The organism is Prevotella sp. LCP21S3_D2 (assembly GCF_052118345.1).
Classification (GTDB): domain Bacteria; phylum Bacteroidota; class Bacteroidia; order Bacteroidales; family Bacteroidaceae; genus Prevotella.
Genome location: NZ_JBQKHJ010000031.1, coordinates 1 through 21,733, shown reverse-complemented (window position 1 = coordinate 21,733; position 21,733 = coordinate 1). Strand labels below are relative to the sequence as shown.

The window sequence follows — 21,733 nt, the reverse complement described above, 5'->3', positions numbered from 1 at the left end:
CGTTGACTTTCCTGACTGTGGGCAGAATTTTATCAACTCTTCTATATACATGTCTTTAATCGCATAGTGAATGTAGCAGAAAAAAAGAGTGAAAACTTGGTATATTCAGATTTTCTTTGTAATTTAGCAGCGCAAAACGTAAAGTGGGTAAGATTATGGCAGAAATAGTGAATAAATATCCTGTGGGGATACAGACTTTCGACGTGATTCGTGAGGAAGGATACCTCTATGTGGATAAGACGAAATACATCGCAGATTTCAGGAAGAAAGGAATGAAGTATATCTTTCTAAGTCGCCCTCGGCGGTTTGGAAAATCGCTTTTTGCCTCTACTTTGCAAGCCTATTTCGAGGGGAGAAAGGAACTTTTCGAAGGATTGGCCATTGCTGATTATGAGAAGGATTGGGTGAAGCATCCTGTACTGCATTTCGATATGAGCGGTGCCAAGCACTTTGATGGAGAGCGACTGGAAAGATATCTGGCTGATATGCTTGAAGAGAAGGAAATAATCTGGGGATACAAGTCGCATCAGGAAGATGCCAATCTCAGATTGAAAGACCTGGTAAAGAAGGCTTGCGAGCAGACGGGTGAAAAAGTCGTTGTTATTATAGATGAATATGATGCCCCATTGCTGGATGTTGTGCATGAGAAGGATAATCTTAGTCAGTTGCGTCGTATCATGCAGAATTTCTACAGTCCTTTGAAAATGCTCGACCCATATCTTGAGTTCTGCTTCATTACGGGCATTACCAAGTTCTCCCAGCTCAGTATCTTCAGCGAGTTGAATAACCTCGACAATATCAGCATGCTTGACCAGTACTCTGCTATCTGTGGCATCAGTAAGGACGAGCTTGTCACATCTCTGAAGCCTGATGTAGAGGCTTTGGGTGAGTCCTTAGGTGTATCTTATGAGGAATGTCTGGATGAATTGCGCCAATATTATGACGGTTATCATTTCAGCGAGCATTCTGAGGATGTGTTCAATCCGTTCAGCCTGATAAGAGCGTTGTCTGGTCAGAAGATTGATGCCTATTGGTTTGGTTCAGGTACGCCAAGCTATCTCATCAAGAGTTTGCAGAAATATCATGTTAACGTGACTGATATCGAGCAGAAGAGCGTGAGTGTGGACGATTTCGATGTGTCACCAGAACAGATGACCTCAGTCTTGCCATTGCTTTATCAGAGTGGTTATCTCACCATCAAACAATACAAGCCGTTCACCAAGAGTTATAAGTTGGGTTATCCTAACCAGGAGGTGAAGATTGGTATGCTGAAGAGTCTTGCGCCCAATTATCTTTCGCCGGTTTCCGTAGATAATAACGGACTGGTGAATGAGTTCGTAGAACTGGTTTATGAAGGAGAAATTGAACAGGCAATGGTTCGTTTGAAGGCATATCTATCCAGTATCTCGAATCGTCTGAGTAACAAGAATGAGCGTGATTTCCACACTGTCTTCTATCTGATATTCAACCTGATGGGTGCTCTTATCAAGGTGGAGGAGGATAGTGCTATAGGCAGGGCTGATGCCGTGCTCCATCTGCCTGCAGCCATCTATGTGTTCGAACTGAAATACGATGGCTCTGCCGAGGAGGCCTTGAAGCAGATAGATGACAAGGGTTTTCTCATTCCATATTCTGCCGATGGCAAGCGATTGTACAAAGTGGGGGTGAATTATGATAGTACCCAGCGAACTATCAGCAATTGGATTATCAAGGAAGGATGATTTTTTGAAGCCAATTCGTGGTTTTTTCTGCAATTGTGAACCACGAACTGGCTATAAAATGCTTAGCATGGCCGGATTTTGATGATACTTCTCGCTGTTTCATGATACTTCTATGATACTTCTCCCTCCATTTTTAGAGAAGTCTCATTCTGTTAACGCTTTGTGTATTAAAGATATAAGTCAATATTTTGGCTAATAATGATACTTTGAGACTTTTTTCGAGAAAAAAGATTTATACGTGCGTAGGTTTAAGCTAAGCCATTTTCCTTAAGTGGTCTCAGTAAAAAACATAAATATTATTATAGTAACACAAGGCTTCTCTATAAATCAAAAGGATGGTAGGGTTGATACCTTTACCATCCTTTTTGTGATTGTATAAAAACGCTCATGTTGTTTAATATTTTACTTTATCATCAAATTCCACATGTACTTCCAGGTTGAACTCACGGACATATATGAGGTCGTACAATGAGAAGTAGCAATGATCGTATAGATTATGAAAGGGCTGTATAAGATGCAGGTCTTTCGACCATTCTCTATCCAGTCCCTCATTCCAATTGTCGTTCTCAATCTCCATCCCCAACCAATTCTCCAATTTCTCATTGATACTTTGCTCAGGAGGACGCTCTTTACTGAAACGGAGCGGCCATGCGCAACCCTCATCATAGAGTGCATTGAAACCTCCACATGTGAGAGCATCCCACACCTGTTTTGCCGTTTCTGTCTGAATGGGGTGAAGTGCAGGATATTCGTAACCAAGGAATATCTTTCCTTCCACCTCAAAATCTCCAGAAATGTCCTTACGATGCAGGTATTCTTGATAAACTGTCATCGTCCGGTGATAAAGCTGCGTACATGCCTTTCGAAGTGCATCATTGAAACCGATGAGGAGCTGCTTCGTCTCATCGTCATATACATTCAATTGCCATAGTACGTTGCAACGCTTTTCGAGCAAGTGCTTCATCACAAACTTTTCTTTATCAGAGTATTGGCAATACTCGTTTATTCTTGCAATGTCTTTCTCCAGCATGACAATGCGAGAGTCTTCAAATACATGTTTTATGTTCATATCTTAATCCCATAAATTACGGTTATACTTATAGAAAAACTTAATTCCTTTATCCGTTAAGAATCTTAATGGCTCTGTTGGCTAGATCCCCAGTAATGCCATCATATGGATTGGTCAGGATGAAGTGTGGCAGTTGCGAATCCTGTATCACGTATTCATCATCGATAATAACATACCGACCTTCATCTTGGAGATTGTCAGCTATCCATGATGCGATTTCCACTCCTTTCCATTGGGTGTGTGCGGGATTCATTTCATCAAGGTTGGCATTGAGTAGCATGTTGTCGGTGGCAGAAGACGGTGTTACATCAATAACTTTGCCGGGCATGTTTCTGTCGCTCCACATCTGTTGCATAGCCTCTAATCCAAGATATTTCCACGATGATTCTATTACGATATCAGCATTGGTCTCTTCTACTATTCTCTTTAGTTCAGCCACTGTCTCCGGGTCGAAGAAAGCTCCATACTTGTCTTTCCAGGATTTCCCATGATACATAAGCAAGTTCTGGTTGTACTCGGTATTCAGTACACCGTCAAAATCGAGAAAAATTATTTTCTTCATACACATTATTTTATAGGATAATGAGAGATAAACCAATCCAAAGAGAGTGCTTCACGGTATGACCCCGTAAAAGCAACTCCCTTGTAGTGGTCGGTATTGAATATGTATTTCTGCATTTAAAGCATATTTCTATTTTTACTGCAGGAAACATCTGGATAAGATTTTTTCAGTAAGTCATACATCTTATCTTGATGTTTATTTTTTATATCAACTTTCCATCCTAAAGGAGATTTCTCTGCATCTAGATACATCAGGTACATTTTAATACTTTGAAGTGTATGATTATGGGCCTGATCTTTAATTCTTGCAAATTTGACGGTCACAGGGTCATCGCTTTGCTGAGAATTAAAACTCTGTGAGATCATTGCAAGATTTCCAAAAGAATGAATATCATCATCGCCCCAGATATCGTTGTTTTCTTGATGTTGAGGATGGAGATGCTCGATGGATCGGTTTGCTCTGAATACATATTCTTCCACTATTTGTTTCTCTTCCTCTGTTTTGAAGTAATCTTCTTTTCGTTCCCATAAATAGTAGTCCAGCCTCCAGAACCAATATCTATCAATGCCATTATCGTAAGTCATTTCATTTACGTCTCTTGGAAGTGGGTGGAGAGAGTTGTCTATCTCTTTGATCCACAATAATAGTTCGTCTGTATCTCGCACCGTCTCATTATGTAGTCTTTCTAAAACAGGCTTCAGCCAATTGTAGAAAGGAGACTGAGATACATAAAGCATTGACTGGTATTGTTTCAACGCCTCTGCTGATGCCCCTTCCTTGAAGACGATATCATACTTATTTGTATTTTCGTCACCTTCTTTATAGACAATGTAATAATCAAGCAGCAATCGGTAGAAAAGAAGCTGGTTATAAAAGTCTTGTTTGTCAGGAATGGGATGTGACTCATATATTTTCAATAGCTCTTTCCTATAGAACGAATATGAGCCAGACAAGTTCAAGTATATATCAATAACCATCATTAGGAATTCTGGGAAAGTTATAAAACTCCGTTCTCCGGTTTCGATAAATGACTGTCTGAAGTCCTGTTGTTTTGCTTCTATATCGCCTATTTCATTGTTGTCTTCAGTATCGTAAGAGCTTTCACACAGTTCAAATGCTTCATTGAATCTGTGATTTCTGCATAACTCGATGGCTTGCATATACTTGGAACGATAGCCTTCTTCCAAATCTTTCTCGTTGCGCTTTATTACAGGGCGATTCAAGTCACACACAGCGTTCCATATCTGAGTAAGATGTACTTTGTTTTCTTCACCCTGCATAAGTTTTACTTTCAATATCTCATGCTGTTCCAAACCTTTACCTCCTGCGTTCATTGCTTCAAAATACTTATTTAATGAAGCAGGGTTACTGGCGTATGATAAAGGTAGTTCAGAAAAGAAGAAAGACATTCTTGTATAAGCACTTTTTGCAAAGGACTCTCGCATATCATCGGAAGAAAATTGAGATACCATGAAGTCAAATATTATTTTTTTACCATCCTCCATTTTTCTGTTTGGGTCCAGAATTTCAACCTGTCTGTTAATTACGGCAGTTAGATATTCGTTATCTTTAGTTCTAGACATAAACCTCAGTCTTTTGCCGCTATCTAGAAAACCGTTCCATTTCTCATAATAGTTTCGTAAGACAATAGCCAAAAGGATCATCACGGTAAATCTTTGTTGTCCGTCTATTAAATCATAGTGATTGCCAGACTTAATACATGACAACATCCCCAGATAATATGGAGTTCCATTGTCAAGGTCTGGATCAAAATGATTTTTTAGATCATAAAGTAGACCTTTGACCTGTTCTTCTCCCCAGGAGAACAAACGCTGATAAAGGGGAATTGAGAATATCAGTTTTTCCTCTACTATCTTTTCAGGAGTATATCTATAGGTATTCATTGTTGTACTTATCAATAATTGTCAAATCAGTAAAATCATTATACAGTTCAGAGAACAAGTTTTGTAAACGCTGATAGAATCTCATGGCTATACCTTGTTCTACAATGTCCCTTCCATTATTCTTGATAGAAGAAACGCACTCGGCTAGGAAGAACGTAGGCGAAGAAGCCTGATCAATCATCATTATTATTTCTGAATCTTTAGCATATTCCCTTATCTTATAAGCCAATGCACGAGTTGCTTCATATCTATGTTGGGCAATATATCCAGATATGCAGAACAAGGCCTCCGTCAAATACAGTTCACCAAATTTCAGATAATAACCAAATAGTAGTGTTTCAATAATATCGGCGTATTTCCAATGACTCTCCCATTTAAGATGATTTCGCAAAGCCTGAACTTGGTGCGTTTGGGAGAAATGCTTGAATCTTCCCACGAAATGCTCGGCATATGCAAAAAAGTGAGAGCCTCCTTGAATCTTCTCGTAAAAATCGAATTGTTCTCCAAAAGGAGGTATCTCTGGGAGAATGAGAGCAGAAGAAAATTCCTCCTTAACGCAGAAACGTTCTTCAGGATTAAAGTCGTTTTTCCTCATCCATTTTCTTAGTCGGAACAAATGTGTTGCCAGAGTTTTCTCCAGAGAGAAATATTCATTTTCAATCAGATTATTCCATTTACTCGCAAGATGCTCCGCTTGCTTTTCTATGAAGATATAGCGTAGATGATGAGCTTTTAGCAAATCATAGTCGGATAGAGGTACACCTTTGGAATTTTCATTTGAAAAGAACGTATATGCCAAATCCAAGCGATTTTCTTTCAGAATGAGTACAGTAAAAATTAGTTTGTTAATGATTCTGCTGCATAACTTTTCATCATACGACCTTGATGCCAATTGCTTAATCAACCATCTGCTGTTTGCAACATGTTTCTTGGAGTTTTCTGATAGGAATTTTTGTTTCAACAAAGGCATACAGCCCTGATAATGCAACTCACGAACAATAAGGGTCAGTGTAACCAATCTTTGTTGTCCATCAATTACAGCATAATTGCCATTGTGGTCTTTCTGCAAGATGATAGTCCCTAAGTGATATTCGCTTTCATTGGGTATCTCTTTCAGACTTTCCCAAAGCGCTTTGACCTGTTTGTCCTCCCAGCAATAGTTTCTTTGGTAATCTGGTATGACAAGATTGTTTCCGAATAATTTCCCCAAAGAACACCTGGAAAGACAGACTTCATCATTATTTAGTCCCTCTTCCGAAAAAACGGTTTCACCCATAAATGGTTCAACACTTGAATTGATAGTTGTTCTATTCATTATCTTCTCAATGATTGGGTCGAAAATGCTCATTATTTCTTTAAAAGCAGCCAAAAGCTGTTCCCAGTCATCAGTTGGAGCATCTAGTTTGCATCTACACTGATTTCTCCCTTGCCAACCTAGCCAATGCAATCTTGGATATCGTGAGGTTTGAAATCTCAATTCCTTTGCAAAATACTTATAGTCCGCACTTTGATATTTCCCCTCAAGATGTAACTCTACAAAGCCACCTATATATTCATAATGAAGAGCACAATCATCTTTTAATACGGTTGTTACATATATATATCTGCTTGACTGCCATGTACGATATTCATGGTAGGCATATACTTTTCTGTCTGGAAAGTTTTCTATTATAAACTTTTCTAAATGTGAGTCAATCCAAGCCATATTTTACATAATTTAATTAATATAATATAATATAATATCTTGTTGTTTACTATGTATAGATCTCCGTATCTGCTTACGAGGAGTAACTCTAGATAATACAGAACACTCCTGCGTATTCTCCTTCAGATACTTTGTCTTGGAGGATAAGAGCTCGTGACATCAACCGAACCACATCCTTTAAATCATCATGGTAATGGAGGCGACGCTTGTGCAAATTTTGCGCATACCGGCTCACCTTCCAGTTCTTCCTATTGATAACGTTTCGACTGCAAAGATATTGCCATGGTGTGCCTTTTTTGTTCATACTACCATAAATTTTATCAGAACTACAGATTTCTGATAAGCTTCCAACAGGAAATGGCATTTGTTTTACTTTTGCCGATGATGTTTCTATACTCCATGCGGCAAGATCCATTTTAGACACAATATAACACTTTTGCTGCAGTAGTTATAGTAGTTTCCTGGCAATCCAAGCACAAGCCTCTGCGTCAGCCAGGGCATTATGGTGTTGGGTTAGGTCGTACCCGCAATAAGCAGCTACGGTTTGTAGTTGGTGGTTGGGTAGGAGAGATCCCAACTTTCTTCTGGAGGCTCGGCATGTGCAATGGAACTCATAATCGGGATAGTCCATCTGGTACATTTGAAATACAGACTTCAGGCATCCCTCATCGAAGGGTGAGTTGTGGGCCACCAATGGCAGTCCCTCTATCTTTGGCTGAATCTCAGCCCATACCTCTGGAAATACCCTGGCGTTCATGGTATCCTCCATGGTAAGTCCATGCACCCTAGTATTCCAATAGGAATAATACTCAGGCTCTGGCTTGATGAGACTGTAGTAGCTATCCACAATCTCACCATCCCTTACTATCACAATGCCTACGGAGCAAACGCTGGTTCGTTGCTGGTTGGCAGTCTCAAAATCTATCGCTGCAAAATTCTTCATGAGTGCAAAGTTACTAATTATAGATGTATTATCCAAATTTTTAATATTTATATATCCATATTGGTATGCCCTTTTCCTTGGCAATTTCTATCATGTGCTTAGTTCCATGAGATTTGCCATCCCCAAAAGCAACAAGATGTGTTGCCGTAACAAGCATATTCATGTTTGCTCATTAAATTTTCTGCAAAATTAGATGAAACGTGAGAAAAATCATTGCGCATGAAAAAAGTTTTTGTTGTGTGAAACGAATTTACTCAGGTGCGGGCTATCTTTGCATCAGAATTTTTATTTGATATACAATGGAGAAGTTTGATATTAATAAAGAAATGGCGAAGTTCAAAGGACTGAACATTATCGAAAAATGCTCGGCTTTAGATGATTTGCTTGATGATTTGGAAGATGCCCAAGAGCAGATTATCTGTGCCAAGGATGAGATTTCCGAAGAATACGCCAACGTTTTTACGAAGAAGTTCCATGAGGAGATAGCTTTCTTTATAGCGGAAACCTTCGATGGCAAGATTCCATATGTGGAAAAATATGGTTATAAAATCATGTATGACAACATGCCCATTTATATAACCCTTTTTTGTACTTATGGTGAATGGTCTATTTGTCTTTTTGTAAAGAGTGGAAGTACGAAACATCTGATAAAACTTGCAGGTGTTTTAGGTGTCAATATAACAGGGAATGGGGCATCTTTGAACTTAGAAGTTACAGAGAAAGATTTGCTTTCCAAGGTGAAGCAAATCATGTTACTCTCAGACTCCTACGAAAAATGAATCTTTCATCAGGTAAGATTTTTATTTCATAAATCGAACATATAACTTAAAAATAAAGCATAATGAACAAAACTATAAAAGAGCAATTGGATAAGATGGAAAACCGTTTGGACGAGGCCCTAGATAATGACCTCTTCAATGATTCCGAGTTTGACATGGATGACTTTCAATCAGAGGTTTGCTCCTTTGAGAGAGAGCTGAACGAGATATTGGAGTTCAATCGTAAACATCTTCAATTTCCGGAGTTGGAGAAGATTTGTTCCGTCCAGAAGAAAATCAAACAGGTGAAGGATGAGTATGAATTCTATGATCCAGAGTATGAAAGAAGCGTCATGTTCCCAAATGGTGAGGATGAGGAAGAGGATGATTTCGCCTTCTAAATATAGACAAGTATGGAAAATAGACCTTATTTGAGAACCATATTGAGAGGAACGGATTTTAGAAGTCTTTCCCTTTTTGAGAAAATATTAAGCATTAATGTTTGGTTATTATGTTTATGCAAACGTTATGCAAAAAAGGTATGAAAATGAAAAAGGCGGTAAATACGTTAAATTTGTATTTACCGCCTTTTTCATTCCATGATGGAAGTTACCAAGAAGTTTATATCTTGTATTTCTCAGCAAGATTCCTTAACCTTTCCTTCACCTCTTCTCTTAGCCATTGAGGTTCCAACACCTCCACGGTATCCATGTTAGAGAAAATCTCTTGCTCGAAATCAAATTCTGGTTTCAGGTGATACTCAAAGATGGAGTATTCTTCTGTTCGCTCTGCTTCCTTTTGCGACTCATGGAGAGGAAGATTGCGTATGTAGTTACTCTGGAAGGCATCAACCTTTAGCACTACCTTTTGAACTTCGGAATCCTTTTTATTGATGATGCCAAAGCAATCCTTGAAGTATTCAGCTGGTTCCAGATTCTCAGGCATCTTGAACACTTCCTCGGAGATGATGACATTCTCCATACGGTCAAGTGCATAGCAACGGATATCGTTCGTGCCAGGACTATATGCGACCACATACCAACGTTTCTTGAAAGCCTTCACGAAATAAGGATGGATGTCAAACTCATAATACTTCTCGGAATTATAACTATAGTAAGAGATGAATATGACGTGGTTGTCGCGCATCGCCTTGATGATATCCTCTAGGAAGTTCCTGCCAGATGGCATGTCCTCCAGGAGAACCCTCTCCTTGAGTTTGCGACTGTTGCCCACCATGGCGTTGAGGGAGAAGGCGTTGAGTAACCAGTTCCTGGTGCTTCCTTCCTCGAAGCAATTGCCATACTCTATGTGATAACGGAATCCGCTACTACATTCGATGTTAATCTCAAACAGTTCCTCGATGGCATGGAGATTGTTGATGAAGGTACGGCGAGAAAGTTCCGTTCCCTCACTGAGGTCAGAGTCCAACCATCTGCTTTGAATCTCCTTCAGGGTAATGCCACCCCGGTTCTTTGCTCGATGAATGGTCTCTACGAGCCAGACATATTTGTTCAATTGATTGATAGCCATATTCTATAACTTTTAAATTTTGGCACAAAGATAATGAAAAAGTGAGAAATAATGTTGCACAGTTGCCAATTATTTTAGCAAGAACTCTATCATTTCGTCGTATTTGGCGAAAAATACACTTTCCTTCATTTTGCATTGTTTGGCATCTCTTCCTAGCAGGAAACTAAAGTACTCCCAAAATTGCTTCCTATGATGCATAAATTTGAGATGACTCATTTCATGTAGGATAATCTCGTCAATCAATTCCAATGGGAAAACCACAATCTTGGGCGGCAAGAAAATCTGTTTATAGATGGAACATTGCCCCCATATGTTCCTTCTCTTCAATTTTTTTATGATGACTTGTCTTGCATATAAATTTTTCTCCTTTTCCCAATAATGCAATCTCTTGGGGAGTTCAATGTTTGCCAGGTCTAGAATCTTATTCTTAATGATGTTTCTTAGCCAACTTTGAATGTTTCTGTTGTCGAATTTTGTGTCATGGCAGTAATAAAAATCAATTCTCTTTTCGTTTACTTGCGCCATAATCATGCATCGGTCTCCTTTGGTATAGATACTTCTTCCTTCACATGAAAAAATGCTTTCGGATTGCAAGAGTGAGTCTTTCACCTCATGCCATCCTACTACAAGGCACCATGTGCATAACCTGAGCGAAGGGTTGATTGTATATCTTGTCGTCATAAGTTCCACATCTTATCTAAAATTTTCTTGTAGTCCTTTGCGTATGGATTTCTTCTTTGGACATTAAGTCCGTAGAGGCGAGTTCCTTTTTCTTGTTCTTCCTTCAGTCTCTGCATTGTTTTTTTTATAGGAAGAGGAAAACAGAAGTCGCTGATGATAAGTGCATCGGCCATGGAATATTTTTCAGAATCGAGCTTCTTGAAAATTTCCATTAGCATTTCTTCCCCATTAGTACCCCCGGAAAAGCTGCCCTTGAAGAATTTATCTATCTTATAATAATTGCTGGGTCTTGCCAAGTCCAAGGTCTTTGTTCTGATAGAGAACGAGATGAGAAAACAGCTTCTCTTTTCCTTTTTCGCTATAGCCGCGAGTTGCTGCAATAGAGACTTTGCGATTTCCAAAGGTCTACCACTCATGGATCCACTTGTATCAATGCAAATAATCATGGGGCCTTGCAGAAGGCGAGGCTTCTTATAATGAACTGTTGATTTTTCACGCTTATTCTGTGCAGCCTTTGAGGAAAATTGCTGCAGCTGTCTTTTTGCAAACTTTGCATAAAAGGTGGGAGAGTCCATCATGGCAATCTCCGTGGGAAGCAAGCTATCCAGGTCATTTCCCAAGGATACGCCATCTATGTCTTGCCTGTCATGGGAATGCTTGAGTAATATAGGAATGTATCTAGTCATGGTGGCATCATCCATTTCTTCGCTTCTCTCTTTTTCCCTTCCCATTTTCTTGGCTATCTCCTTTAGTTGAGGGTACTTGTGGAAGAAACGAGCCTTCTTCTGTTCCTTCTTGTAGTCTATGTCACCACAGGTTATGATTTCTTGCTCAATTTTTTGCATACTATTGGAAAGTACTTGCGCAATCTTCTGGTCTTTCCTCTTCTTGCTAGCCTCTTTCCAATTAGCTTCCATGGCATCAAAAATTTCGTCAGTAGTTTTCTGTTTTTTTCCAAATTCCTGGATATATCCATGTATATTGAACATGCTGCTGTCGAAAGTATCGTGCAAGTGCTTGGCGATACCGTTCCATGCCAGGCGTTTTTGCTCTATGTTGGATGCAAAGAAGTGGGATAATATCTTCATTTCTTCCTCATATTCCCTCTCTATTGTGGAAACGACAGGCAATATACCCTCCAACATGGAAATAATTTCCTTTCTGAAAATTTCTTTCCATGTCTCTTCTTTTCTGCAAAGTTCCTTGTTTCCTGAGTCTTGGCAGATTTCTTCTATATACCCTGCCACAGGATCATCCTTGTACTCAGGAGGAATGGGCTTCCCCTCTATGTAGAGGTCAAAAAGACCAGAATATTCGTCAATCCGTTTGTCTATATCTTCCATATTAAAAATTATATGCTAGTTTTTATCTTCATTTCCAACGCCTCACATTTCTTTCGCAAGTTGTCGGCATACTTTTGGATGACCTTCAAGTCAGTTGAAGACACAAATAGATTTTCCTTTTCCAGCAACCTCATCTTTTGGTTAAGTTCATTGCCTATTTTTTGCATCTCCTCAATGAGATGTGTGTCTCCTTCAGAAAACAAGTTTTGTTGCCCTGTAGGAGGGAAAATGGGCTTGCTAGCCTTCTTTGATGGTTCCATCATGTAGAGTGCATTATTTACGATAATTCCACCTTGCGCCCTTCTCAAACTGACGATTTGGTGCTGTGGATACTTCTTGGATGAGAAGGGACCTTGAGGAACTCTCCTGATTATCCATCCATTCTTATCCTTATCAAAATAGAGCACACCCTTCGTCTCGATGTCCATCAGCAGGTATCCATAATCTTGGAGAAAGAAGTAAGTGTCTCCCCAGTTTGTGCCCATAAGCTTGGTATAGAAGTAGAAATAGATGTTGAAATCTTCAGAATTGATATTGGCTATTTTACTGTTTGCCAATGCATTGCCCTTCGTTTTCAACCCTTTTTCATACTCTTTCTCCACAACTGAGCATTTATTCTCAATGTTCCAGAATAATGACTCTGTAACGATTTTCATGACTGGTTCAATGGTCTCTACCTTGTTCCATAGCACATGATAGAGTATGGGAAGATCGGTTAGGTCTATCTCCTTTCTTCCATTTAGAAATGCCGATGTTTGCAGCAGATGTACTGCTTTCTTCCATCTTCTGTCTGATATATAATAGTCTAGAGGACTCGCGGCTTCATCCTTTGACTCGGCCTCCTTGAGCTTCTTGCGAATGAATGTGATATCCTTGAGTATATTGTCAGGAATATCGATACCTTCCACCTCTTCAAGGATTTGTGTGTATTGCTCGTCTGTTATGAGAAGTTCGGCAGGAATGACAACCTTACTCTTGTTCTTCCCCTTTAGCATCTTGTAGAATGTACGTTCATTGGCTATGGGGTTAGAGACAACTCGTAATATGAATCTATCCCAAAGGGCTTCCAACCCCTCATCCTCTTTAGGTAACTCATTGGATGCAGCAATGAGTGCTTTCATAGGAAGCTTGATGGTCTCGTTTCCGTTTTGGTAGATTTTCTCATTGATGGCTGTCAGCAAGGCATTTTGAATGGAAGGACCCGCTTTCCAGATTTCATCCAGAAACACCACATTTGCCCATGGAAGATACCCTTCTGTTCTTCTTTCATAAGTATCCTCGTCTTTCAGTTTGGATATGGAAACAGGTCCAAAGATCTCGTCTGGGGTAGAGAAACGCGACATCAAGTATTCAAATTGTTTCTTTTCGGCGAATACTTCCTTGAGCCTTCTGGCAATCATACTTTTGCCAGTTCCGGGAGGCCCCAGCAAGAATATGCTTTCGCCAGCAATGCTGCTAAGCAAGGTCAAGGAGAAGATGTCCTCTTTTTCCCATACTCCTTCACTCATCAGCTTGAGGAGTTCCTTCATTTGTAGTTTTATCTCTTTCTTTTCCATTGTATATTTATTTTGTGGCAAAGGTACATATTTCCTGTGTAAAATGTTGTCACACCTAAAATATTTTTTAGGTGTGCAGTAATTTTTCTCATTTTCAGACTACCTTTGTGTCATAGATGTAAAATAATAAGAAATAATGGAACAATCATTTATGGACACAACAAAGGTGGATCTTGTACAGGAGACATTGGGCACAAGTGAAGAACAACTATTGTTAATCATTCAAGCATATGAAGATGAATCAATGGGTTGACTTTGACACAGGTGACGAAGCTCAAAGTGAGTATGTTTTTTCCTATATGGAAAAGACATATAGCATAGAACTCAGTTTGAGTGTTGGCTTTGGCGATATATGGTTTGCGAATTTGTACTCAGTGACAGGTGATAAGAAACAAAAATGTGTATCAACCATCAAAATTCCAACTTGTGATTTTGACGAACTCTCTTGGTTGAAACAATACTTGGAGAAACGAATGGATATGCTCTTGCTAGAGCTAAAAAATGAAGTCTCATCCGTCAGCTTCGAACCAGAGGAGATTGCCGGCTTACCCATATCTTCAGACGATAAAATCAAACTGCTTGACATGTTGCATGGTTTATGGTTTGATGTTTATAAAGTGTGTCAGGAAAAATAAGAAAACAGGTCTCGTATCATTTAAAAAATGAAATAGGAAGCCAATGCAAAAAATGTGGTCGGAAGAGATTCCGCCCAAATTCACCATTGAAGTATTAACTTTATAAGATTTAGATTTATGCTATTCAACTATAAGGAACATCGGATTTTTGCGTTCTCTGATACTCATGGGATGCACAATCGGCTTCATATCCCAGAAGAAGCTGACATCCTGCTTTGTGCTGGCGATGTAGTGCCAGGCTTTGGCAAGGATGGCATGGAGGACTTCTTTTCCTGGTTGTTAAGCCATCCCGCCAAACTTTATATGTTTGTCGCAGGTAATCATGAGCTGTTCTTGGAAGACAGCTTAGAGCAGACAATTTCGCTCTTACCTAAAAAAGTAGTTTTCCTTCATGATTCCTCCTTTGAGTTTGATGGGATAAGTTTTGGGAATATATCCATGCGAAGCTTGCAAAGTAAGGAGCAAAATGTCCAATCTGCTACCAAAATGGACTTCCTGATTACCCATATTCCACCGGAAGGCATACTTGACGAGGGTAGGGGAAGCCTTCCGCTATTGTTAGAGGTTTATCGCTCTCAACCTCGTTTCCATGTTTTTGGTCATGCTCATTCTTGTGGAAATCAAAGCAAGGGTGGTGCTTTTACGGAGTTTTACAATGTCTCACAGTTTAATGAACTTAGAAATAAGAAATGAGAAGTCATAACTAGACCAAGCTCTTTTCTTATTAAACCACTTTACTATCAGTAAATATAGATCTTCTCCTAAGTTCTCGTCATACGATTGATACCATCTATAGTTTTTCCCATCAAGGTCGGTTATGATTTTTTTAATCTTGTTTTTTTCTTTTTCCAGCAACGGATGTTTTGAAGATGTTCTTGTAAGGATAAGAAAGCCATCCCAACCAGTAAAAGGGAGATTGAACATTTCAATCAATTCTGTGAAGTATTCCACTCTCTTATTTTTTTCAAAAGCAAAGCTGACATATTCCTTTTCCATCTGGCAGGATTTATGGTACAACCATTTAAAGTTCTTGCTATTTAAGCCTTGGCTGTTGTTTTTAGTAAGTCTTCTGATTAAGTAGAGGGTCTTACATATTTGTTTATATTGTACAAATAAGGAGTAAACCGTGTTAAATGTATACAATTTCAGAAGTGCAATGTTTCGACAGTGTCTCTTCCTGATAATTTTATAAAGTTCTTGTTCTGACATTTTTTCGGGAACGCATTTCTTTGGCAAGAGAACTTTAATAACCAGCTTGTATATATTCATCCCTAGCTTACTGAACTTAGTATTTTTGACGATGTCAAGACTATGAAATGGCTCAAGTACACCCTGTTGGTTATTTCTTATAATAGTTTCCATAATACTTGCAGCAATGCTTGAAGTGTCAGGACTTTCACAACCTCTAAAGATGACTTTGTACTTGCCTAAATTCTCCAAAGAATCCTTTTTATACCCTTCAGGCATGATAACATTCATGCCCAAAGGGTCTATGGAGGAATTCACAATCTGTACAATCAGATAAGAATGCTCAGATGTTCCTGTCTGATGGCAAATACGGTCATAAGTCATTTTTATGAAAGGGGTAAAGTTGTCCCCCATTCCATAAACTTCCCATAAGATTTCTTCAATATCTTCGAAAGATATACTTCTTAAATATTCAGCTATAGTCATTTTATAATTTTAAGAATATCCCACAATCAGCAAATATATGTCCTCTCCTAAGCATTTGTCAGTGGCATGATACCATATGTCAGGTTTGATTCCTTTCTCCTTGAGAATGTTTGATATGGCATCATTTTCTTCCGCAGAAAGCATAGATTCTGGAGAAGTTTTGATTTAAACCAGATACTTGTCCCATTTCTTGAACTTATCCGCATAATGCTCAAATAAGTCTATGAGATATACTATTCTCTGGCTTTTGCATGTGGCAAATGAACGGAACTCCCTTCCTTTGTCATGGCCTTTTATTTGGAAAAGCCATTTAAAATCGGTGTATGAAAGTCCATCAACGTTGTTCTTATATAATCTTCTGATAAGATAGTCTATCTCATTGTATATTTCCAGTTGCTTGATTCTATTCTTGACACGGAAATTACGTTTTCTCTTTGCCCCATTGCAACGCCTTTCTCTTTTTTCTATAATATTTCGATCTTCAGAAAATACAGTTAGATTATATTCGTCTTGCCATTCTTCATCGAAATACCTAGTTTGTTTGCCTGGCAACTGATGTTTTGCATATCTTTTATAAATCAAACATGCTTTTTTTATATAAAGTGAGTCGTAGTCTAATTGAAAACTTTCTCCATCAAGACTATACCGCCACCCTGGTAAATCATAAACAAGTTTAGCCGCAATTTCCTTTTGGGAGAAAAGACCAGGATTTCCATCATACCTAATTTCCTTTGAGGCGCATTCAGCTAAAGGCACCAATTCGAAGTCCCATGTATTCATGCCAATATAGCCAGGAATAATGTCCCTATGGTCTATGAACTGAATCCAAAGATAAGGATTCTTACTTGGTTTTCCTTCAATTCTACAGATACAGTCATATTTCATTTTGCATTCTTCCAGTTGGTGATCATCCGTCCAAAAATATAAATTCATTTTTTTTCGCCACTCTTCTATCATTTTTCTTGTGGGTGGTAGGATGTCATCAAAAGAGAATTGCTTTAAGTATTCTTGTACTGTCATTTTCGATTTTTTAAATCATTATACATCATCATCTATCGGATGACCCTTTTTGAATTTCTGAATGAGAATCGTAAACTGTAAGTCAATAACATCAGAGTTTACCTCTGCTGTACCAAAGACGAGTTCTCCCTTTCCTGCCAACTTCTGAAACTCGCTCTTAATCTCTTCTTTCTCTTTCAAGGAAAGAGGATGAAGAGATGATGCCTTACATAATACAACCAGCTTCTGAGGATTGGCAAACTCATTCTCTGAATCCATGTCTATGTATTTTATCAGTCTTTTCAGGTAATCTACTCTGCTGATTTCTTCATAGGTATGAGTCTCCATGTTGGTTTGCAGCATAGAGAAACCATCATAGATGAAGTCCATGTCATGGAAGGAAATATCTTTACCACCCAAGAACTTATCTCGGAGAGCTTCATACTTTTCTCGATAATCGAGATAATCAATTCGCTTCTCCAAGCGATGGTCACGCTTCTTTTTGATGTTGGATGCTTGGGAGATTCTTCTGTTGCAGTAGTCCCAATCCTCCATGCTCATGGATATACTATTATGAGAAGTGAGCTTCATGGTTTCGAGGATCTCCCTTTTCTTACGGCCAGGCAAATAGTTGAAGTATAACTTTTGTTCTAGTTTTCTAGCCATAGTACCATAACTGGTGTGCATCTTGTGCTCGATTCTGTCCTCAAAGGTATCTTGGGTAGTCTGTGGCGTATAGCCATAGAAAGTACAACTCCAAAGAATCTTGGCTATGACTTCTTCCTTAGTAAGTCTACAGGCATCGTCAACAATAACTTCCTTGGCAACATTACATTCCCAAAGATCACCTTCACAATTGTATACATTAATATATGGCTCTTCATCCTCATAGCCTTCAACAGGTTTAACCCACTCTACACGTATTTTGGGGTTCTTAATCTCGGATTCATCCGCAGGAATAAGATGGCAAAGGATGTCGTATGCCTCACGATATTGTCTGATGCCCAAATATCCTTCCTTTTTCAAGGCTGGTATCAACATATCAAAATCCGTACTAAGTAAAAGTTCTTTCAGTTTCATACACTTAACATTTAAAATTTATAGCAAAGGTAGTGCAAGGGTGTGCAAAAAAATGGCACAGCTTAAAAATATCTTTGAAGGCTATGATATTTTTATAAAATGTTTTATAAGGTGTGTTGAAATATCCTCAAGACATGAACCACCACAAAGATATACGCATATCAGAGAGCGTAGAATCTCACTATGTTGATAATCAAACAATGTACATCTCAATCCCAAGGTGGAATCTATGGTTTGAGCTAAAAAAGCATCAAATTGCTCCATAATTGAAAAAAATCCCCAAAAGGAGTGTGTTTCTTAGATTTTATTTGTATTTTTGCCATGTCATTCAGAGTTTTATTTGTTTTTTAAATGCAACACTAAGATGAGTGAAATTTCTGACATGACATAATCCTGAGCAACTTATTGTTGCTCAGGTGTTTATAAAAAATATTAAATTATGGTATTGCGCAAATAAGGTCATTGACATCTATAATAAGGCCTTTCTCATATTTCTGAATGAGTATAGTGAAATGGATGTCAGCCACCTCAGTTTTTATCTCTGATAAACCAAAGATGAGCTTTTCTTTTCCTGCTAACTTGTGGAACTCATTCCTGATTTCTTCTTTTTCATCGGAGGAGAGTGGGTGTTGTGAAGGCACCTTGCATAATACAACAAGCTTCTGCGGATTGAAAAACTCATAGTCTGAATCCATCTCGATGTACTTTATCAGTTTCTTCAGATAATCCACTCTGCTGCTTTCTCCATAAGTATGAGTCTCCATGTTGGTTAGCAACATAGAGAAACCATCATAGATGAAGTCCATGTCATGAAAAGTGATGTCCTTTCCACCCATGAACTTATCTCGGAGACCTTCATATTTTTCTCTATAGTCTAGATAGTCAATTCTCTTCTGCATACGATAGTCACGCTTCTTTCTGATATTGGATGCTTTGGCGATTCTCTTCTTGCAATAGTTCCAGTCCTCCATGCTCATGGATATACTATCAAGAGATGCGAGTCTCATTGTTTTGAGAATCTCTCTCTCTTTATGTCCGGGCAAATAATAGAGATAGTACTTTTGTTTTAACTTTCTCGCCATAGTTCCATAACAGGTGTGCATCTTGTGCTCGATTCTGTCCTCAAAGGAATCTTGGGTAGTCTGTGGCGTATAGCCATAGAAAGTACAACTCAAAAGAATCTCGACTATGACTTCTTCCTTAGTAAGCCTACAGGCATCGTCAACAATAACTTCCTTGGCAACATTACATTCCCAAAAATCACCTTTACAATTGTATACATTAATAAATGGCTCTTCATCCTCATAGCCTTCAACAGGTTTAACCCACTCTACACGTATTTGGGGGTCATTAATCTCGGATTCATCCGCAGGAGTAAGATGGCAAAGGATGTCGTATGCCTCACGATATTGTCTGATGCCCAAATATCCTTCCTTTTTCAAGGCTGGTATCAACATATCAAAATCCGTACTAAGTAAAAGTTCTTTCAGTTTCATACACTTAACATTTAAAATTTATAGCAAAGGTAGTGCAAGGGTGTGCAAAAAAATGGCACAGCTTAAAAATATCTTTGAAGGCTATGATATTTTTATAAAATGTTTTATAAGGTGTGTTGAAATATCCTCAAGACATGAACCACCACAAAGATATACGCATATCAGAGAGCGTAGAATCTCACTATGTTGATAATCAAACAATGTACATCTCAATCCCAAGGTGGAATCTATGGTTTGAGCTAAAAAAGCATCAAATTGCTCCATAATTGAAAAAAATCCCCAAAAGGAGTGTGTTTCTTAGATTTTATTTGTATTTTTGCCGTGTCATTCAGAGTTTTATTTGTTTTTAAATGCAACACTAAGACAAGTGAGATTTCTGACATGGCAAAAAACTAATCAACTTTTTGTTGCTCTGGTTCTTATAAATAATATTGAATTATAGTGTTGCGGAAATTAGGTTATTATGACAACATCAGACAAACAATTTGATTCGCAGTTTGATAAAGTTGAGAATCTTGTACACTATCCTTGGATAGGTTGCAACTATGCTTCGGCACCAAAGCGTGTGCTTATCATGGGAGACTCGCACTATACGGTGAATGACGAAGGCGAATTCTGCCCAGAGGAATATGATAGATGTGTTACAGACAAGGAGTATACAAGAGGAATCATTAATTGTGCAATAGAAAAAGGTAGCTGGAAATTCCATACAAACCTTCAGAAAACATTCTTGGATGAAAGCGACATGGATGTCGAGGGCTTTTGGAATAAAATAGCTTCTTATAACTTCATACAGGAGCCTATGAAAGGTATACATGAGGTACCCTCTTTGGCTGATTACGAGGCGGCATGGAAGTGCTTAGCTGATGTCGTGCAAATCATCAAGCCAGATATTTGCATATTTGTTGGTCTAAGAAACGACAATGGCATGAATGCTCTTGAAGGGAAAGATGTGAAATATTCTATCCAAACATTGGATGAAAAAATCAACAACTCTTATCCTAAGAAAGGTGAATTGCAATTTGCTGACGGCAACAAGCTACCGTTTTATATGATTCATCATACTGCACAATATTACAGCCCTCAGCTTTGGTACGACTTCTTGAATAAAGAGATTCCAGAGGTTGTCAGCTTTTTGGGTAAGTAAAAAATAACGTGAGTGACGTATGACGACACAGGAAAAACATTTGGGTGAATATCGATTGCCGACAGAATGGCTGCTATCGCTACAACATCTCCAATTCAGAAAGTCTTGGTGATGGATAATTGTCACGCTGGCTGCTCGATGCATATTCTACAGCCAACACGTTGTCGCAAAACACGTCGCTTAAAGACCGTAAGATCTTGAAAAACGGATAAAAAACTGAGGGTGTTTAATAAGTCCATGACACACCCTCAGTTTTACAAAGCCAATTACTTTTTCCTGCTTTCCGCATCTTCCGGTATTGGCCAGTTTTCTGATGGAGTTCGCATTTCCTTCATCACCTTGTCAAAACCGATTACCATTTCCGGATATTTCTTGGCGAGATCATGCTTCTCTTCCGGGTCTTCACGCAGATTGTAGAGTTCCAGAGGCTTGTTTGGCTTGATGGTAACAGCCTTCCAGTCACCGTGGCGTGCAGCACGCTGTTTGCCTGGGAATTCCCAATAGAGAACTCGGTCGTCTGTATCAATCTGCTTACCATAGAACAATGGCAGAATATTCATGCCGTTGATGTTCTGAGGCAGATGTCGTTCATGCTCCACGATTCATCATCATACCATGTGGTGTTGTCGATGATATAGGGTTCATGAGGCGCATCAAAAGCCAGATAGAGGAAGAAAGGATTCTTCTTGTTTCGCTTGATGAAATTGATGGCATCATCGGTCGAAATATCCGTATTGTGCTTGATGTGCTTATCGTGCTCATTTGCCTTGATGTGGATGAGCTTGTCATTGTCGAAACGGTTGTATGGATAATAGTAAGCCTAAAATCCGCAACTATCATCCAATACACGATTAAGGGTAGATTTATGAGTCGTTAGTAGCAGCTTTCAGTAAAAAGCAACAGCACAACATCAATATGTAGCCACCATCC

At 38.8% G+C, this 21,733-nt stretch carries 19 protein-coding genes and 3 pseudogenes; 6 read left to right on the top strand and 16 right to left on the bottom strand.

Features of this window, described 5'->3' with window-relative positions; translation table 11 throughout:
* Positions 1-155 precede the first annotated feature (155 nt).
* Positions 156-1,721, top strand: a complete 1,566-nt coding sequence (locus ACTQ16_RS14460) for an AAA family ATPase (protein WP_441938033.1) — start codon at positions 156-158, stop codon at positions 1,719-1,721.
* A 394-nt stretch (positions 1,722-2,115) separates the two neighbouring features.
* Here ACTQ16_RS14460 and ACTQ16_RS14455 read toward each other — a convergent pair whose 3' ends face one another.
* From ACTQ16_RS14455 to ACTQ16_RS14435, 5 genes are all read right to left on the bottom strand, one after another.
* Positions 2,116-2,790, bottom strand: coding sequence for a hypothetical protein (locus ACTQ16_RS14455; RefSeq protein WP_441938032.1), 675 nt, complete (start codon positions 2,788-2,790; stop codon positions 2,116-2,118).
* A 49-nt stretch (positions 2,791-2,839) separates the two neighbouring features.
* A complete protein-coding gene (locus ACTQ16_RS14450) occupies positions 2,840-3,352 on the bottom strand; it encodes an HAD domain-containing protein (protein WP_441209710.1) in 513 nt (170 codons plus the stop codon).
* A gap of 116 nt (positions 3,353-3,468) precedes the next feature.
* Positions 3,469-5,256, bottom strand: coding sequence for a DUF262 domain-containing protein (locus ACTQ16_RS14445; RefSeq protein WP_441938031.1), 1,788 nt, complete (start codon positions 5,254-5,256; stop codon positions 3,469-3,471).
* Positions 5,243-6,961 (bottom strand): DUF262 domain-containing protein, encoded by a 1,719-nt coding sequence (locus tag ACTQ16_RS14440; protein WP_441938029.1) that lies wholly within the window; start codon positions 6,959-6,961, stop codon positions 5,243-5,245. Before ACTQ16_RS14440 ends, ACTQ16_RS14445 begins: the two co-directional genes overlap by 14 nt.
* Positions 6,962-7,409: 448 nt before the next feature.
* A complete protein-coding gene (locus ACTQ16_RS14435) occupies positions 7,410-7,904 on the bottom strand; it encodes a 3'-5' exonuclease (protein ID WP_217746033.1) in 495 nt (164 codons plus the stop codon).
* 299 nt (positions 7,905-8,203) lie between these two features.
* Between ACTQ16_RS14435 and ACTQ16_RS14430 the strand changes: the two genes are divergently transcribed.
* Complete coding sequence (locus ACTQ16_RS14430; RefSeq protein ID WP_441938028.1) at positions 8,204-8,683, top strand: hypothetical protein; 480 nt, start codon at positions 8,204-8,206, stop codon at positions 8,681-8,683.
* A gap of 62 nt (positions 8,684-8,745) precedes the next feature.
* On the top strand, positions 8,746-9,063 hold the full coding sequence (locus ACTQ16_RS14425; RefSeq protein WP_441938027.1) for a hypothetical protein: 318 nt from the start codon (positions 8,746-8,748) through the stop codon (positions 9,061-9,063).
* Positions 9,064-9,283: 220 nt separating this feature from the next.
* On the opposite strand, the gene ACTQ16_RS14420 is transcribed toward ACTQ16_RS14425, so the two are convergent.
* The 4 genes from ACTQ16_RS14420 to ACTQ16_RS14405 form a co-directional block, all read right to left on the bottom strand.
* Positions 9,284-10,192, bottom strand: coding sequence for a helix-turn-helix transcriptional regulator (locus tag ACTQ16_RS14420; RefSeq protein WP_441938025.1), 909 nt, complete (start codon positions 10,190-10,192; stop codon positions 9,284-9,286).
* A gap of 69 nt (positions 10,193-10,261) precedes the next feature.
* Entirely contained in the window at positions 10,262-10,873 is a 612-nt protein-coding gene (locus ACTQ16_RS14415; RefSeq protein ID WP_441938023.1) for a M48 metallopeptidase family protein, read from the bottom strand.
* Positions 10,870-12,216 carry a hypothetical protein gene (locus ACTQ16_RS14410; RefSeq protein WP_441938021.1) on the bottom strand — a complete coding sequence of 449 codons (1,347 nt, stop codon included), beginning with the start codon at positions 12,214-12,216 and terminating at the stop codon, positions 10,870-10,872. The genes ACTQ16_RS14415 and ACTQ16_RS14410 overlap by 4 nt, the downstream gene beginning before the upstream one ends.
* A gap of 8 nt (positions 12,217-12,224) precedes the next feature.
* Positions 12,225-13,772 (bottom strand): AAA family ATPase, encoded by a 1,548-nt coding sequence (locus ACTQ16_RS14405; protein WP_441938019.1) that lies wholly within the window; start codon positions 13,770-13,772, stop codon positions 12,225-12,227.
* A gap of 230 nt (positions 13,773-14,002) precedes the next feature.
* On the opposite strand from ACTQ16_RS14405, the gene ACTQ16_RS14400 reads away from it, so the two are divergent.
* Complete coding sequence (locus ACTQ16_RS14400) at positions 14,003-14,407, top strand: hypothetical protein (RefSeq protein ID WP_441938018.1); 405 nt, start codon at positions 14,003-14,005, stop codon at positions 14,405-14,407.
* Between the two features lie 117 nt (positions 14,408-14,524).
* A complete protein-coding gene (locus tag ACTQ16_RS14395) occupies positions 14,525-15,100 on the top strand; it encodes a metallophosphoesterase family protein (protein ID WP_441938016.1) in 576 nt (191 codons plus the stop codon).
* On the opposite strand, the gene ACTQ16_RS14390 is transcribed toward ACTQ16_RS14395, so the two are convergent.
* The 6 genes and pseudogenes from ACTQ16_RS14390 to ACTQ16_RS14365 all read right to left on the bottom strand — a co-directional run.
* Positions 15,068-16,081 (bottom strand): hypothetical protein, encoded by a 1,014-nt coding sequence (locus ACTQ16_RS14390; RefSeq protein ID WP_441938014.1) that lies wholly within the window; start codon positions 16,079-16,081, stop codon positions 15,068-15,070. The genes ACTQ16_RS14395 and ACTQ16_RS14390 overlap by 33 nt on opposite strands.
* Positions 16,082-16,246: 165 nt before the next feature.
* A complete protein-coding gene (locus ACTQ16_RS14385; protein ID WP_441938013.1) occupies positions 16,247-17,101 on the bottom strand; it encodes a hypothetical protein in 855 nt (284 codons plus the stop codon).
* 18 nt (positions 17,102-17,119) lie between these two features.
* Complete coding sequence (locus tag ACTQ16_RS14380; protein ID WP_441938011.1) at positions 17,120-18,160, bottom strand: hypothetical protein; 1,041 nt, start codon at positions 18,158-18,160, stop codon at positions 17,120-17,122.
* A gap of 99 nt (positions 18,161-18,259) precedes the next feature.
* Positions 18,260-18,483 (bottom strand): annotated as a pseudogene (locus tag ACTQ16_RS14375) (IS1380 family transposase); the annotation flags it as partial.
* A gap of 114 nt (positions 18,484-18,597) precedes the next feature.
* A complete protein-coding gene (locus ACTQ16_RS14370) occupies positions 18,598-19,656 on the bottom strand; it encodes a hypothetical protein (protein WP_441938010.1) in 1,059 nt (352 codons plus the stop codon).
* Between the two features lie 99 nt (positions 19,657-19,755).
* A pseudogene (locus ACTQ16_RS14365) lies at positions 19,756-19,988 on the bottom strand (hypothetical protein); the annotation flags it as partial.
* A gap of 131 nt (positions 19,989-20,119) precedes the next feature.
* Here ACTQ16_RS14365 and ACTQ16_RS14360 point away from each other — a divergent pair.
* On the top strand, positions 20,120-20,803 hold the full coding sequence (locus ACTQ16_RS14360) for a hypothetical protein (protein ID WP_441938008.1): 684 nt from the start codon (positions 20,120-20,122) through the stop codon (positions 20,801-20,803).
* A gap of 266 nt (positions 20,804-21,069) precedes the next feature.
* Here the strand turns inward: ACTQ16_RS14360 and ACTQ16_RS14355 are convergent.
* Positions 21,070-21,620 (bottom strand): annotated as a pseudogene (locus ACTQ16_RS14355) (sulfatase-like hydrolase/transferase); the annotation flags it as partial.
* Positions 21,621-21,733 lie beyond the last annotated feature (113 nt).